The 13,477-nt window shown below is 65.4% G+C and carries 8 protein-coding genes; 2 read left to right on the forward strand and 6 right to left on the reverse strand.

Annotation, left to right across the window (positions count from 1 at the left end; genetic code table 11):
• Positions 1-55: 55 nt before the first annotated feature.
• Positions 56-1,465: a tyrosine-type recombinase/integrase gene (locus M8C13_RS45800; protein WP_374213097.1), complete on the reverse strand. Its 1,410-nt coding sequence runs from the start codon at positions 1,463-1,465 to the stop codon at positions 56-58.
• Positions 1,466-3,806: 2,341 nt separating this feature from the next.
• Positions 3,807-7,727, reverse strand: coding sequence for a helix-turn-helix domain-containing protein (locus M8C13_RS19260; RefSeq protein ID WP_252482012.1), 3,921 nt, complete (start codon positions 7,725-7,727; stop codon positions 3,807-3,809).
• A 139-nt stretch (positions 7,728-7,866) separates the two neighbouring features.
• Between M8C13_RS19260 and M8C13_RS19265 the strand changes: the two genes are divergently transcribed.
• A complete protein-coding gene (locus M8C13_RS19265; protein WP_252482013.1) occupies positions 7,867-8,313 on the forward strand; it encodes a hypothetical protein in 447 nt (148 codons plus the stop codon).
• 1,046 nt (positions 8,314-9,359) lie between these two features.
• Here M8C13_RS19265 and M8C13_RS19270 read toward each other — a convergent pair.
• The 3 genes from M8C13_RS19270 to M8C13_RS45460 are packed head-to-tail and all read right to left on the reverse strand — an operon-like array spanning position 9,360 to position 10,241.
• Positions 9,360-9,782 (reverse strand): hypothetical protein, encoded by a 423-nt coding sequence (locus M8C13_RS19270; RefSeq protein WP_252482014.1) that lies wholly within the window; start codon positions 9,780-9,782, stop codon positions 9,360-9,362.
• Positions 9,783-9,808: 26 nt separating this feature from the next.
• Positions 9,809-9,985, reverse strand: a complete 177-nt coding sequence (locus M8C13_RS19275) for a hypothetical protein (protein ID WP_252482015.1) — start codon at positions 9,983-9,985, stop codon at positions 9,809-9,811.
• 13 nt (positions 9,986-9,998) lie between these two features.
• Positions 9,999-10,241 (reverse strand): hypothetical protein, encoded by a 243-nt coding sequence (locus M8C13_RS45460; RefSeq protein ID WP_252482016.1) that lies wholly within the window; start codon positions 10,239-10,241, stop codon positions 9,999-10,001.
• 677 nt (positions 10,242-10,918) lie between these two features.
• On the opposite strand from M8C13_RS45460, the gene M8C13_RS45465 reads away from it, so the two are divergent.
• Positions 10,919-11,230 (forward strand): WD40 repeat domain-containing protein, encoded by a 312-nt coding sequence (locus tag M8C13_RS45465; protein ID WP_252482017.1) that lies wholly within the window; start codon positions 10,919-10,921, stop codon positions 11,228-11,230.
• A gap of 440 nt (positions 11,231-11,670) precedes the next feature.
• On the opposite strand, the gene M8C13_RS19290 is transcribed toward M8C13_RS45465, so the two are convergent.
• Positions 11,671-13,395, reverse strand: coding sequence for a trypsin-like serine protease (locus tag M8C13_RS19290; RefSeq protein ID WP_252482018.1), 1,725 nt, complete (start codon positions 13,393-13,395; stop codon positions 11,671-11,673).
• Between the last annotated feature and the right edge of the window lie 82 nt (positions 13,396-13,477).

Raw genomic sequence — 13,477 nt, forward strand, 5'->3', positions numbered from 1 at the left:
AATCCAGTCCTGATGCCCGCCTGTGGCCGCTGTGACCTTCTACTCCGGCCACGTTCTACGCCCTCTGACGCTGTCGGCGCGTTCCTCCGATCAGAACGTTTCGGCGCTGCCCAGATGGGCGCCGTTTAGGATGACAGGTGACCGCAACTCGGGACGATTTGCGGTCACGAATACGGCCGAACGCGCCCAGGGCGCTTTCATCGGTATCGACGAGGGTGTGGACGTAGCGTTCTGTCGATCGGAGGCTACTGTGTCCCAAGCGTTCTCGCACTTGCTGCAGTGTCGCACCTCCAGCAAGCATCCAACTGCCATGTGCGTGGCGCAATCCATGGAATCCGATGGGCCGTTCAACACCGCTCCTCTTCAACGCCGGCTTCCACACTGTACGCTGGAACCATTGCCGCGGGATGTGTCCATCAGTATCAATTGGCCGCCCCACAGGAGGCCTGTCCTTGCCTGCGTAGCGCCTCATGGCCCTGTAGTGGGCGTAGGCCGCGCGACATTGTGAACATCGGCAACGTCCCATCGAGTACCCAGTCAAGGTTCCATGCTGATAGCAACGGCCCGCCGAGTTGGGTTTGGTCACGCCGCTGCCGACAGCGGCACGCGGCTGTGGCGGCAGAGCCTTCTGTTGAGGCATCTGAAAGATGAGTCCATTGCTCTCCAGTCCGAGCTTCCTGACATGGTTGGTTAGCCTTGCGGAAACCCGATGACGTAGCTTCAGGATGCGAAACTTGGCGTTCTTCGTGTAGTTCTTGACGAGGAAACGGCCATGCGTTGGATGAAATCTGGGTGATACTTCCACGCATGATCGTGAAACCGTCAGGCAGCGACTGTATGTTTCGAAGTCTCCTGCGCGAAGTTCTGTCAATTCGCCCCATCTGAGCCCGGTCTCGATCTCAAGCTCGACCAGGAGCGACCATTGCTCACCCTCAACCGAGTCCAGTAAGCGACTGAATTCTATAGGCAAGATCACCCTGAGGGGAAGTACAGGTACAACAGGTATGCGCACTCCGGTACAGGGATGCAGGGTAATCAGCCGATCCGAGAGGGCGGTAGTGAAAATCCCTCCAAGTATAGTCCTACACTTCTGTATTGTCTGAGGCGTTGCACCTAATCGACGTTGACTCGCGATGAAGAATCGAACATCTGACGGAATGATCGAGTCGATCGCCATGTCGCCAAAGTATGGAACGAGGCGCTTTCTGATGACTCCATCGTATACTTCTCTGGTGTTTGCGCCAATCTGATGGTTAGGGAGCCACGTTTCGGTCACATATCGCGAGAAACTCCACCATGACTGTGGAACTGTTCTCCACTCGGTGACTAGCCCGCGCTTTGGCCTCTTGACCCCTGCTTCGGAGTAGCCCTTATGCTTCTTTGATTCCGAGATCCGCGCGGCGCGACATCGGGATACCTTGTTGACGCCTGCTTCTTTTGCGGAAGTAAAACTGGTGAATTCCATGTCGACCACCTCCGGTGATCAACCGTGTGCTGAGAGCGTGAAGCAACGGTCCGTCGTGGCGCGCCGCTTATCTAGAGATTGCCACGTGGTATCGATTCAGCGTCGCCTGAACGGATGACGGATTGTGCTCGCAGATGATCGGCCGGGGTGGTTGACGGTCGCCCTAACGGTAGGGCGTCTTGGTTCAATCCAGACGAGGGCGGGGTCGGCCGACGCAGTTGGTCACTGGCTCTTGCACGGCAAGAGGCGGGGTTCGGCGAGGTCGGCGACTCGGGACGCAAGTGCCAGCGCCCGTGATCTGCATCATGCGTGCGTCGGCCGTGAGGTCGATCGCCTCGCAAGCAGTCTGGAAAACAAGGGGTCGGCAACGTGCGTGAACGGGTGGGAACGAGCGAGAAGGCGCCAGAACGAAGGACTAGCTACCTGCTTGAACAGCGTTTTCGCAGGTCAGCGTAGGTATGACCGCTACCTTGACACGGTAGGGGTCACTGGTTCAATCCCAGTATCGTCCACCAGAAACACGCAGGTCAGAGACTCGCCGACATCGCGTCGGCGGGTCTTTCCTTCTTTCTGACCCTCAGCATGCCCGAGAGCGCCCCTGCCGATATGAGCTATCAGCACCTTCTCCGGGTAGGTCAAATCGTGACGCTGGCCAGGCCTCCGGAAGAGCCGGGGCGGGGGAGGGTTCCTCCCCCGCAGAGCACGGCGATCGGATGCGCGCAGCAAGATCTTCGTCAGTCCCGTGCTGACCGACAGGCGGGAGAAGTGGCGATCTGCTTACCGCAGTCAAGCTCAACACGACTGCGCTGTAGTCGACTACGGGCTCAGTCGGAGGGAATACTAGTTGAGCGTCGCCTGTAGGCGGCTGCTGGCGGCGGTGCTGTGGTCATCGCCGGCTCGAGGCCACCCTTGCTGGTGGCTGGCCCCGACGAGCGGCCCCTAATGGTTCAGACCGTGGCCACCGTTCGGGTTCAACTCACGTGGTTCCGGGCCGTTCCGGCGGGTGATCGCAAGGACTGCGACGTGCTTCCACCCACTCGCAGAGGTTGTGGTCCTACGGCACGGCAACGAGGTGGTTCACGCCGACTACGGGGGTGGTCCAGTCCTGAAACGTAGGGACACCTCGCTGGGTAGTGGCTTCTGGTGGGGTGTGGCCTGGGAAAGTCTTCTCTCGCACTGGATCACGTGCATTCCAGGGCCATGTCGTCGAGCCTGATGAACTGCTCGGCCCCGGTGTTGTTCTCCCACACCTCATCGCCTCGGGAGCACCCTCACGGGCCCATTGACGCGCGAAGGCGGCGGATCGTCCGCAGCACCTCCTCGCGGTGCTTCGCCGACTTCATCCACCTCGGCAGACGCGCCAGCATGCTCATACTGCCGGGATACGCGCGCCGCTCACGTAGCCGCGCCACTACGTAACCCTCCAACAGATCCAGATGGGCCTCGTTGAAGGCCCACAGCGTATGACCGCCGCAGCACTCGGCCTGCAACCACAACGGCACACGGAAAAAGGGATCTACCGGCCCACCTCACACCGAGCAACCAGGCGCCCACGCCGCCAAGTAAGAACAGCTCGTGCACACCAGACGGCGCGGCCACGACGTGACATACCGAGAGCCTGCGGACCACGGCGCGTCCACGGCAGGAGCGTCACACCGCGGACACACCACATGAATGTCCTCGGCCGCCAACATATACAGCCGGATCAACGGGTCCTCGCAACGCCCGTGATCAGCCTTCCACCGCGAGCCCACCGCGCCATCCTCCCAGCACAGGACAACGCAGTCACCCAGATTTCATTGCAGCTCATCACCGTGGACATGGCTGATTTCACCAGCGACGATGGCCCTACCTGCACCAGTCGAGGCTGCCCCCACCACGAATGAGCAAGACCTCCTGCGCTGCAACGGGTTCACCCGCTTCCAGCGGGGCCGGTACAGCGGGCGGGCTGCCTGCGGCCTGGCATCAGCCAGGCCGCCTGATCGCTCACCTGCTCGGAGGAGCTGAAGGGAAGGCGGAGGCAGTAGCTCGCGGTGGTGCCGTCGGCTGCGGTGCGGTTGGCCGGTCAGCACTAATTTCGTGGTGCCCTTCCCCTTCACGGTTGATGTGGCGCCGCTGATGGTCTGGCCGACGCGGTGAACAGCATGTTGGCTCGGTGGGACCGATCTGATGCTGGGTGGCCAGTCGTCGAGCTAAGCGAGTCGAGACCGGTTGTGGCGCCCGCGAAACGGAAACAAGGGCGGTCCTGGCAGCGAGTCCGGCCACTGGGTCAGCGTCAGCTGCCCTGGTCTCAACCGTGGCGCGGAAACGGTGCATGTGCGCTGAAGCCGAAGGCGTGAGGTCAGCGCGGCGGCGGGCAGGTTCGCTGGTAGGGCGTGTCCGGTAGGTGCTGTCGCCACTGATGCTCATCGAGTGGGTCAAGGGTGCTGCAGAGACGGGTGACTGCCCGCTCGAGGTTGAGATCCACGATGCGCACGGTGTTGGTGCCGTCACCGACAAGAAGTCGGTCTCCAGGAAGCAATGCAAGAACCGCCTCAGGCTTAGGCCCGATCAGCAGCTCACCGCCGGTCCACGCGTAATGATTCCGCTCCCCAGCTCTCCACCTCCGCACGGTCTGGTCCGCGCTGGCCGTGATGACGGTATGGCCGTCCGGTGCCCACTCCACCGCGGTGATGTCCTTGGTGTGCCCGGTCAACGGCTCCGGCAACAACACGGGAAGATTGGTCTCCCGCACGTTCCAGAGCCGCGCCACCGGTTCCGCGCTGCTTTCGGCGAGAGTGCTGCCATCGGGGCTGAAGGCCAACAATCCACCGGTTCCGGCCCCTACCGCGGACCCACGCTGCTGTGGGTGGTCGGGATCGCTGACCTGCCAGAGGGTGATGCGCCGGCCGGCGCTCACGGTGGCGACTACTTGCCCGTCGGGGCGAAAGGCCATCGAGCGGATTTTGCTGCCGTGGCGAAGTGTGCCCAGTGGCCGGGGATGGGCAGGATTGCTGATGTCCCACAGTCGTGCGGTGTGGTCGTCGTCGTTGACCATGAGCAGGCGCCCATCCGGGCTCAGCGCGAGCGCGGTGGTGGATGTACTGCCGAGCCGGATCTCTGCGCGCTGCACCGGCCGGCTCGGGTCGGAGACATCCAGCAGCCGGACCAGAGAGGTGTTGGTCAGAGCCACCAGCAGTGTGCCGTCAGGGCTGAATCGGACCTGTGTCCGGCACTGCTCACAGTGCCCGCGCACGGCTGGCGGCTCGATACGCGCCATCTCCCTTGGCCGGTGACCGGTCTCGGTGGACCAGAGGTGGATCACGTCGCGGGCGTCGCCGAATGCGATCAGGTCACCGCGCGGCCGTGTGGCGACCGCGTCGATACGGGTGTGGTGCTCGGGTAGAAGGTCGGGAGGCACGTTCCACAGCCGGATCCGTCCGTCGCTGGTCGCGGTGACCAGTGTCGCGCCGTCCGCGCTGAAGGAGACGGTCCGCATGCTGTGGCCCTCTACAGACAGCGAATGGCCGAGCTTGCTGACCCGGTTGAGGTCTGCGACGTTCCACAGCAGAACCGCGTCATTTCCGGCCGTAGCGAGCACAGTGCCCTGGTTGTTGAACTGCACACGCCACACCGGGCCGTCCTCCACCGGCAGTGGCGCGCCAAGTGGGGTGCCATCGGAGACCCGCCACAGTTGGGCGCCGCCCTGCGTGCCTCCGGTGGCGAGCACGGTTCCATCCGGGCTGAAGGCGATGCTCATCAGTCTGCTCGCTGTCGTGCTGTGCAGCACCGCAGTGCCCCGGCCCTGCCCTCGGCTCGCGTCCCCAAATCTCCAGGTCTGCGTTTCCGTTCCTTCGCCACTGGCTACACCGCGCAAGACCCGAGGCGCTCGGCCGGGACGATCGACTTGCCAGAGCTGGGTCAGCCCATCCTCACCTGCCGTGGCAAGAGTGCCCCCATCGGGGCTGAAGGCGACCGTGTGCAACGCTGCGGCGCCACTGGGCCACTCCGCGGTGAGCTTGGCGTGACCAGGGTCGCTCATCTCCCACAGACGTACAGTTCCGTCGATGTGCACTGTGGCCAGTATGCGCTCTGCGGGGTGGAAGGCGAGATCAGCGACGGGGGCACGCGCTGCGGGAAGCAGTTCGGGCAATCGCACCGGATGCGCCGGGTCGGTGATCCGCCACAGCAGGGTCCGCCCGCGCTGCCCCGCCGCCAACACACCACCGTCTGGGCTGATCTCCGGGGACGAGAGCTCGCCACCGGGGTCGGCGACGGGCTTGCCAATCGGACTGAGCCGCTGGTGCTCACGCGCGTCCCACAGCCGGACCACGCCGTCGTCACCGGCACTGACCACCAGCTTGCCATCCCTGCTGTAGTCAGCCTCAGTACTGCCGCCATGATGAGCGTGGACGCCGGTAGCCGACGGCCGGGGTCGACTGCCCAGCAACCGGGCCTGCACGGCCGCATCCTGGGGTCGTAGGCGGTGGGCGGCCAGCAGGAGCTTCGCCGACAGCGTCGAGTCTGTGTGGGCGAGCCGGTCGGCCTCGGCAACAAGCTTTTGGTAGGTGGCATCATCGCGCTGTTGCGCCGCGATCCCCCATTGCACGCTGGCGACCACCGCGGTCAGACAGGCGACCAAGGCGAAGACGACCACCGCGACGACCAGCTGCCGCTGTCTGCGGGTACGCCGTCGCCCGTGCGCGACCTCGGTGTCCCTCTCATGTCGGGAAGCGGCGAGGAACTCGCTTTCCCGCGCCGTCATGGACGACTCTGGTGTCTGTACCCAGTCCAGTGCCTGGTCCAGGCGGGTACCGCGGTAAAGACCGGCCGGGTCGCGGTCCAGGGATTCCCAGGTGGCGGCGGCCTCGGTGAGCTGGCGGTGCACGCGCAGGCCCTCGCGGTTGGTGGTGAGCCAGTCGTGCAGGCGGGGCCAGCTGCGCAACAGCACCTCGTGGCTGATCTCCAGGGTGCCGGCATCGGCGGTGATCAGGCGTGCGGCGGTGAGCGCGGTGATGACGTGCGCGGCCTGCGAGGAGTCATCGAGTTCAGCGCGGCTGACTCTGCGGCGGGTGTCCTCGGTGCCCTCACCGAAGGCGGTCAGCCGCAGGAAGAGGTCCTTGGCGAAGTCCTGACCCGCCGGGTCGAGAGCGGCGTACACGGTTTCGGCCGTGCGCGCGATGGCGTGCGCGATGCCGCCGGCCTCGTGATAGCCGCGCAGCGTGAGGGTGTTGCCGCGGCGGCGCCGCCAGGTTTCCAACAGGGCGTGAGAAAGCAGCGGCAGCGCGCCTGGCCGGCCCGCGGCCTCGGTCATCACCACCGCCAGCAGTGCGCTTTCCACCCGCTGGCCAGTTTCCAGGGCCGGGCGGGTGACGGCCTCGCGGAGCTCGTCGGTGGTCATCGCCCCGAGGAGCACTTGGGCGTCCTGCAGGGCCTTGGCCAGCTCCGGGTGTGCGGCACAGTGGGTGAGGAAGTCGGTGCGCACACCGAGCACTACGCGCACACGGCTGGTCTCAGCCCGCACCGCGGACAGGAGCAGGCCGAGGAAGGCCTCCCGTTCCCTCTGATCGGAGCAGAGGGTGAAGACCTCCTCGAACTGGTCGATGACCACGAACAAATCTTCGTCGACCTCGGCCAGCAGTTGCCGGGCCACCAGGTGCAGTCCGTCAGTCCCGGCCAGAAGATCATCGCGCAGGGCAATGGCTGAACGATGGGTGAGCACGGCCAGTCTCACCGCGCATTCCTCTACCGGCCGTTGACCAGGGGTCATCAGCAGCACCGGCCCGCGCTGGCTCAACCGGGGGAGCACCCCGGCTCGCAGCACCGAGGACTTCCCTGCTCCTGATGCCCCGAACAAAGCGAGGAACCGCTGCTCAGCGCACCGGTGCACTAGTGTGCGCACGATGTCGTCCCGGCCGAAGAATCGCGCGGAGTCCTCGATTTGGAATGCGCCCAGCCCGACGTATGGGGCGTCGCCGAAGTCGGCGTGAAGATCGGGACTTGATTCAGATCGGGGCGCGAGTTCCGCTGAAGTCGAGCGCCATCGCTGTTCCCATTCGGTCTCATCACCTCCGCACGCGCGCACGAACGCCAGCGTCGCGGCCAGGCTAGGCAGTCGCTTGCCTCCAGCGGCGTCGACGAGGGTGGTCGGCGAGTAGTGACTGCGCCTGGCCAGCTCCCGGTAGGTCGGGTTCCCCGCCGCGGCGCGGAGTTTCCGCAGTTCACGAGCGAAACAGGTGAGCGGCCCGGTGTCGGGCGGCAGCGGTTGTTCAGCGCGCGGCATGGCGTCCCCAGGTGGCCCTCTCGGTGATCGGATCCTGTTGCACGGCTCCTGCTGCCGTGACACCGATCAACTCTGCGTCCATTAGACATCACCACGTCGCACCGCCGAAGCGGTTCGGCCTCAGCAAATCTCGATCATCATGCTCATCAACAGCAAGGTCGCGGTTGATGCGACGCTCACAGCGCGCCGCTGCGTCCAGAAAGGACCGTTCATGAGGTTCAATCGTAAAATTCTTTCGGTTGTCGCGACAGCGGCAGCAGCCGTGCTCATGTCGATGGCTTCGGCCGCACCATCGTCCGCCGCACCGACATCTCCCGCACCGGCGTCCGCCACACCGGCTGCCTTGGCACACTGCCCCAACGGCGTCATGGAGGCGCGATACGACGCGAACGTCTACAGCGGCTGGAATAGCTTTCGGGTCATCGGCCACGTCAAAAGGGGCGATCGGGTCGCCTGCAACACGGGTTACGACCTCGGTCGCCGGTACACCGCATGCGGCGTGACCAAAGGCAACGGTTGGGTCCGGCTGGTTCGCAGTGACGGCGTCTTGGGCTGGTCGCCACAGGGGTGCTTCGCCGACCTGTGACCCACTGAACGACGAGGCGTTCGGGGAGTTGAATCGTCTCATCAACAGACAATCCTGAAGTATTTAAAGACAGAGTTTCAAGGAATGGAACGTGGTTCATTTCAGCAACCGCAGCATTAGTAGCTGTCACTACTACCATGCTCGGGCTAGTCCTGACACAACGCCTCCACTGCAGCTGCGGGTGTCATTTAATCGCTTGTCTGACCCGAGTCCATTGAGGTTGCCCGTCGCGCTCCTGCGGGGTTCTCATCGCGTGACACTGCACTCTGCCACCTCAATGTGAAAGTCATCGGTTTCCTGTTTTAATGTCAGACGTCGAATCATCGACCCTGACAACTCTGTCGCAGTACACCGCAATTTCCCGATTCTCTATCAGGAGGGATGCAATAGATGCGCCGCTCGCGAATAGCGGCAGCCGGTGGCGGAATTTTTATCAGCCTGGCCTCGATCGCCACTTCAACCTCCGGAGCACCTGCGCCAGCGCCAATCGCGAAATCAGCCGTCATGATCGGCTTCACGTGTTCGACCGGCCAAGTGCGGGTCGACAGAGTGCCCGTGAACTTTCGCACCGAACCTCGGGGGGATGCTCCAGTGATCGGTCGTCCTCCTCTCGGTTCGGTCTGGGTGTGCGATTGGTTTGCTGTTGGTGGCCGCGACACCTGCGACGGGGTGAATGGCAACAGCTGGCTCCGCATTTGGATCGGCGATCGATGGGGATACGCGGTGGCACATTGCTTCCGCGACATCTGACCAATCCCTAGGACTAACCCAGAGGCGGGACACGGGCCGCGCGGCAGGCGCCAGCCCGGCCAGCTGCGCTCTTCCCTCGAAGAACACGCAACTGGCCGGGCCTGGGGCAGCTCGACACGGCAACGGCAGCACGAGGTCATCCCCGCGGGGCCCTGCCATCACCGGCGAGCATCACCGGTAGGGAGGTCGATTCAACCGCGTATCTGGACGACGGTCTTCGGGTTCACCTGCACCGCTTCGCAGTCCTCCTAGACCACCCATGGATTCGGCCGAGTACTGGAAGCAGGGACGCAACCTCAGCCCAGTTGGGTCGAGCGGTGTGAGGAAATGTTGTGCCACAACGCCTGACCGGAGCCGGGACCGGTGATCGGGTCGAAGTGCCACTGGCGCAGGTCGTTCAGGATGACCCCGCGGTGGACTCCTCGGCGTGCGCCGGAGTAGTTGGTACCCCAGTGCACCCAGACGTCGTCCAGAGCTCCGGCATGGCCGTCGTTGTGCAAGGACTCCATCCGGTTCCGGCAAGCGCCCAAGTTCGAGACGTTGCCGAGATAACCACCGCAGAAGTTCGTCCGGTTAAGGCCGTTGCAGTACCTCATCTGCCCGCTGGCCTGCACTCCCGTCGGAGCGGGCTCGGCTGCGGCCTGTGCCTGGGCTGGCACGACCGCCAGGGCCGCCAGCGCCGTGGCGGCGCCGGCCAGCGCGGTTCGGATCTTGTTCACGATCTCTCCCCTGTCTCTATTCCCCATCACGCGCCCGCGATGAGGGCACGGGCTTGTGGCAGCGCGGCCGCACGCATCCGGTGATAGGCATCGACCTGCTGCTGGTGCTCGCGCTTGAGCGCGGCGGAGTGCTCGGCGGCGAGGGCCGCGGAGCACTCGCTGAGCTTGAAGCTGAGGGCGCAACTCGCCTCGGTGGTGGCCAAGACGCGTTCGGCCTCAAGTACCCTTGGGCAAGCTCGCGCGCAGTGCCTCTGGGCTGTCGAACGGGTGCCCCGCGGCTCGCATGCACTCAGCCCACGATGGCAGCGCCTCGGCGAACCGCGGATCGGCCAGTACCCGGCCGATGGTCATCGACTCCAAGGCCTCGATCGTCGATTGCGCCTGGAACCAGGCCCCGGCCTCGCCGTAGAGAACGCGGTAGGCCTCGGCCTGGCATCCCTGGTCGCTGCGGGCGAGCACGAGCCCGTCGGGGTGCGCGCCGTCAGGCCCTCTGGCCGTTCACCGTCGAGGACGACGGGCAACCGCGCGCGGCGGTGCTCCGGGAGCGAGTCGGCGTAACGGCGGTTGGGGTCGTTCTGTCGTACCGCGGCTACCTCATCGTCCAGGTCCCGGCCATAGCCGTATTGCCTGGCCCAGTCGGGGCCGTCCACGACGTAGGGGAACTCTCGCATCGCCGGCACCGGACGGGCCGGAGTGGGCCAGTACTCAAGCCCCGCGGCCCGCAAACACCGGCGCAGCAACACCTGCTCCGCGGTGTGCAAAATTTCCCGCTCGTCCACCGGCGTGGGTGTCTGCGGTGCTGGCGGGGCGCATCCCGCCAGCAGCCCCAGCCCCAGCACAACCCCAACCACCGTGCCGCTGTCATCCCCACGCCCCCTGCTCCTGTCCTCGCACCCCCACTGTGCCGGCCGCACCGAGCTGGCCGAACTGTTGTAGGAAGCCATGGTCACCGTCGGCGCGATGAGTACCGAGGAGACCCGCCAATCAATCCTCGGACCCGCCCGCGTAGTCGAAACGCCCTGCTGACCCGCCTCGCGCGCCGGATACCGCTGGAGAACTCGCTCGCCTCCGGACAGGGAAACAGCGCCTTCAGTCCGGACGGCACCCTCATCGCCTCAGCCGGCGACCAAGGTCGGGTGGAGATCCACCACTGGCAAGAGGACTCGCCTGTCCACGGACTGCAAACCAATGCCGGTGTCGCACCGCCGCTGCGGTTCAGTCCCGACGGCCGGTTCCTCGCTGCCGGAGCAGCGGGCAACACGGTCACCGTGTGGGAGACCGCGACCTTTCAGCGATGGGCGTCGCCTCGCGGCCACACCGAACGAGTGCTCGATCTGGACTGGGCGCCGGACAGCCGATCCCTGGCCAGCGCCAGCCAGGATCGCACCATCGTGCTGTGGCAGCTGGATGCTGAGGAGGTCACGGAGGATTTGTCCACCTGGCTCTGAAATTCGGTCTACGACAACAACCTGGACCAGGTACGGCACTGCCCAAGCCGATGAAATCGACCCGGACTTCGACGGGTGGTCAACCAGAAAACCTGACTACAAGCCGGTTCTTCAATGCGCTTCGGGGGTCTGCACCGACTAGGCGGTCCGGCTGGTCAGCCGCGGGGCGATTTCACCGGACAGGGACAGAGGATCTGGTGCGTTTTCTCGCCCTGCCCGGATGCTTCGACCGCTCGTCCGATGCTGGCCTCGTCCTACGCTTGTGCCGTCTTCGCAGCGCAAGTAGGCACGGGAGAGTCCGGGACCAACGTCGCCGGCGCGGCGGTGTTCTACAGCGCTGTGTGCGGCTTCGTGTCCTCTACTTGGCTGAGGAACGCACCGGCCGGTGGTGGTGAGCTCACCTCATCACCACCGGCCAACAGCTGTCGGTCCCGCTCGACTCACTTGCCCCAGGTGTCGTGCTGGACGGGTTTGCCGTTTTCCCACCACCAGTGCCCGAGTTCTCCGTCAGGGCTCATGGTGAAGGCGAACACCCGCTGTTCGTCGAACCACACGTGCGCGGTCGGGTCTCCGGTGATCGGCGTGCCCGGCCAGGTTTCGCGGTCGATGACATCGGGGCGTCGCGTGTCCCACACCCAGTGCCGCAGTTCTCCACCGGGACCGCGGCCGAAGACGTGCTGCTGCTCGCCGTAGGGGAATCCGGCGGGCTTGCCCTCGATCTGGCCGCCCCAGTTGTCCTGCTTGAACGCATCCGCCCACAGCCAGTGCTCCAGGGTGCCGTTGAGCCCGCGGGCGAAGACGTGCTGCTGTCCCTGCCACAGGTAACCGGTGGGATCGCTGCTGATCTTCGGGCCCTGCCACACCTCAGAAGTCAGGCGTTCGGCACGGGCGTCCCACACCCAGTGCACCAGCTGGGAGTCCTTGTCCCTGGCGAAGACGTGCTGTTGCTCGCCGTCGGCGAACCCGGCCGGGTTGCCGACCAGCTGCCCGCCCCAGCTGTCGTGCCGGAGCGACCCGGCCCAGATCCAGTGCGCCAGCGAGCCGTCCTCGGCGCGGGCGAAGACGTGCTGTTCGCCCTTCCAGGTATAGGCCACCGGGTCGCTGGTGATTTTCGGGCCGTTCCAGGTCTCGTGCCCGACTACCTCGGGGTTGGCGGCGTTCCAGTTCCAGTGGCGCAGGCTGCCGTCGGGGCCGCGGCCGAAGACGTGCTGCTGGTCGCCGTCAGCGAAGGCGGCGGGGTTGCCGAGGAGCTGATGGCCCCAGGAGTTGCGTTCGACCCGGCCGTCGCGGGTCAGCCACCAGTGGGCGAGTTCGCCGTTTTGGGCGCGGGAGAAGACGTGCAGCTGGTTCTGCCAGGCGAACCCGACCGGGCTCGGGCGGTCGACGGTGGTGGTGCGCACCCAGTCGGCGATGCTGTCCACCCGCGCCAGCGTGCCGGTGCGCCGGGTCTCGGTCTCTTCCAGGCAGCCGCCTTGCCAGGCGGCGCTGACCAGTCCGAGCAGTTCCACCGCCTGGCCGCGCTGACGCAGCGCCGGCCCGCCGGCATCGCCCTTGCAGATACTGGCCGCGCTGGTGGTGGGTGAGACTGCGACGGAGGAAGCGCTCACGGAGGTCACGCCGTAGGTTCCGCTGTGCGGAGCACCCGGCACCCATTCGATGGCCGTACGCCCGTATCCGGCCACCCGCAACACGTCACCGTCGGTGGGCGCCGTGCTGGTCACCGGCACCGGGGCGATGTCGGTGACCGGGAAGGCCAGCTTGACCAGGGCGACGTCCCGATCGTCCCTGGGCACGACCTCGAGCACCGGTGCTCGGTGCCCGGTCTTGCTTGAGAGAGGGTTGCGGCCCACGGTGACGGTGGTGAGCAGCTCCGGCGGGCCCGGCCGGACCTGCGTCCCTTTGCCGTCCTCGGCGAAGCAACTGCGGGCGGTGAGCACCCACTGCGGGGCCACCAGGGCACCGGAGCAGCTCCGTGTCTGTTCGCCGACCTCCACCTTCGCCAAGAACGGATAGGCACCTGCCGCCACCGGCTCCCCTACGGCAGCGTGTGCGGTGGTCACAGTGCCGGCGCCGATGACGCCGGCGCTGAGCACGGTCACCGCGGTGATGGCGGCGCCGAGGGCACGCCTTGTTCGCTGTTTGTTCTGCACTGCTGTCACATCCACCACTTCACCTGCGGTCCAGTGAACATTTGCGACCATTTCTCGGTTTCTGAGGCACATGCCTCTTGTCAGCTGGAATCCCTGG

It is taken from the genome of Crossiella sp. SN42 (assembly GCF_023897065.1).
Taxonomy (GTDB): Bacteria; Actinomycetota; Actinomycetes; order Mycobacteriales; family Pseudonocardiaceae; genus Crossiella.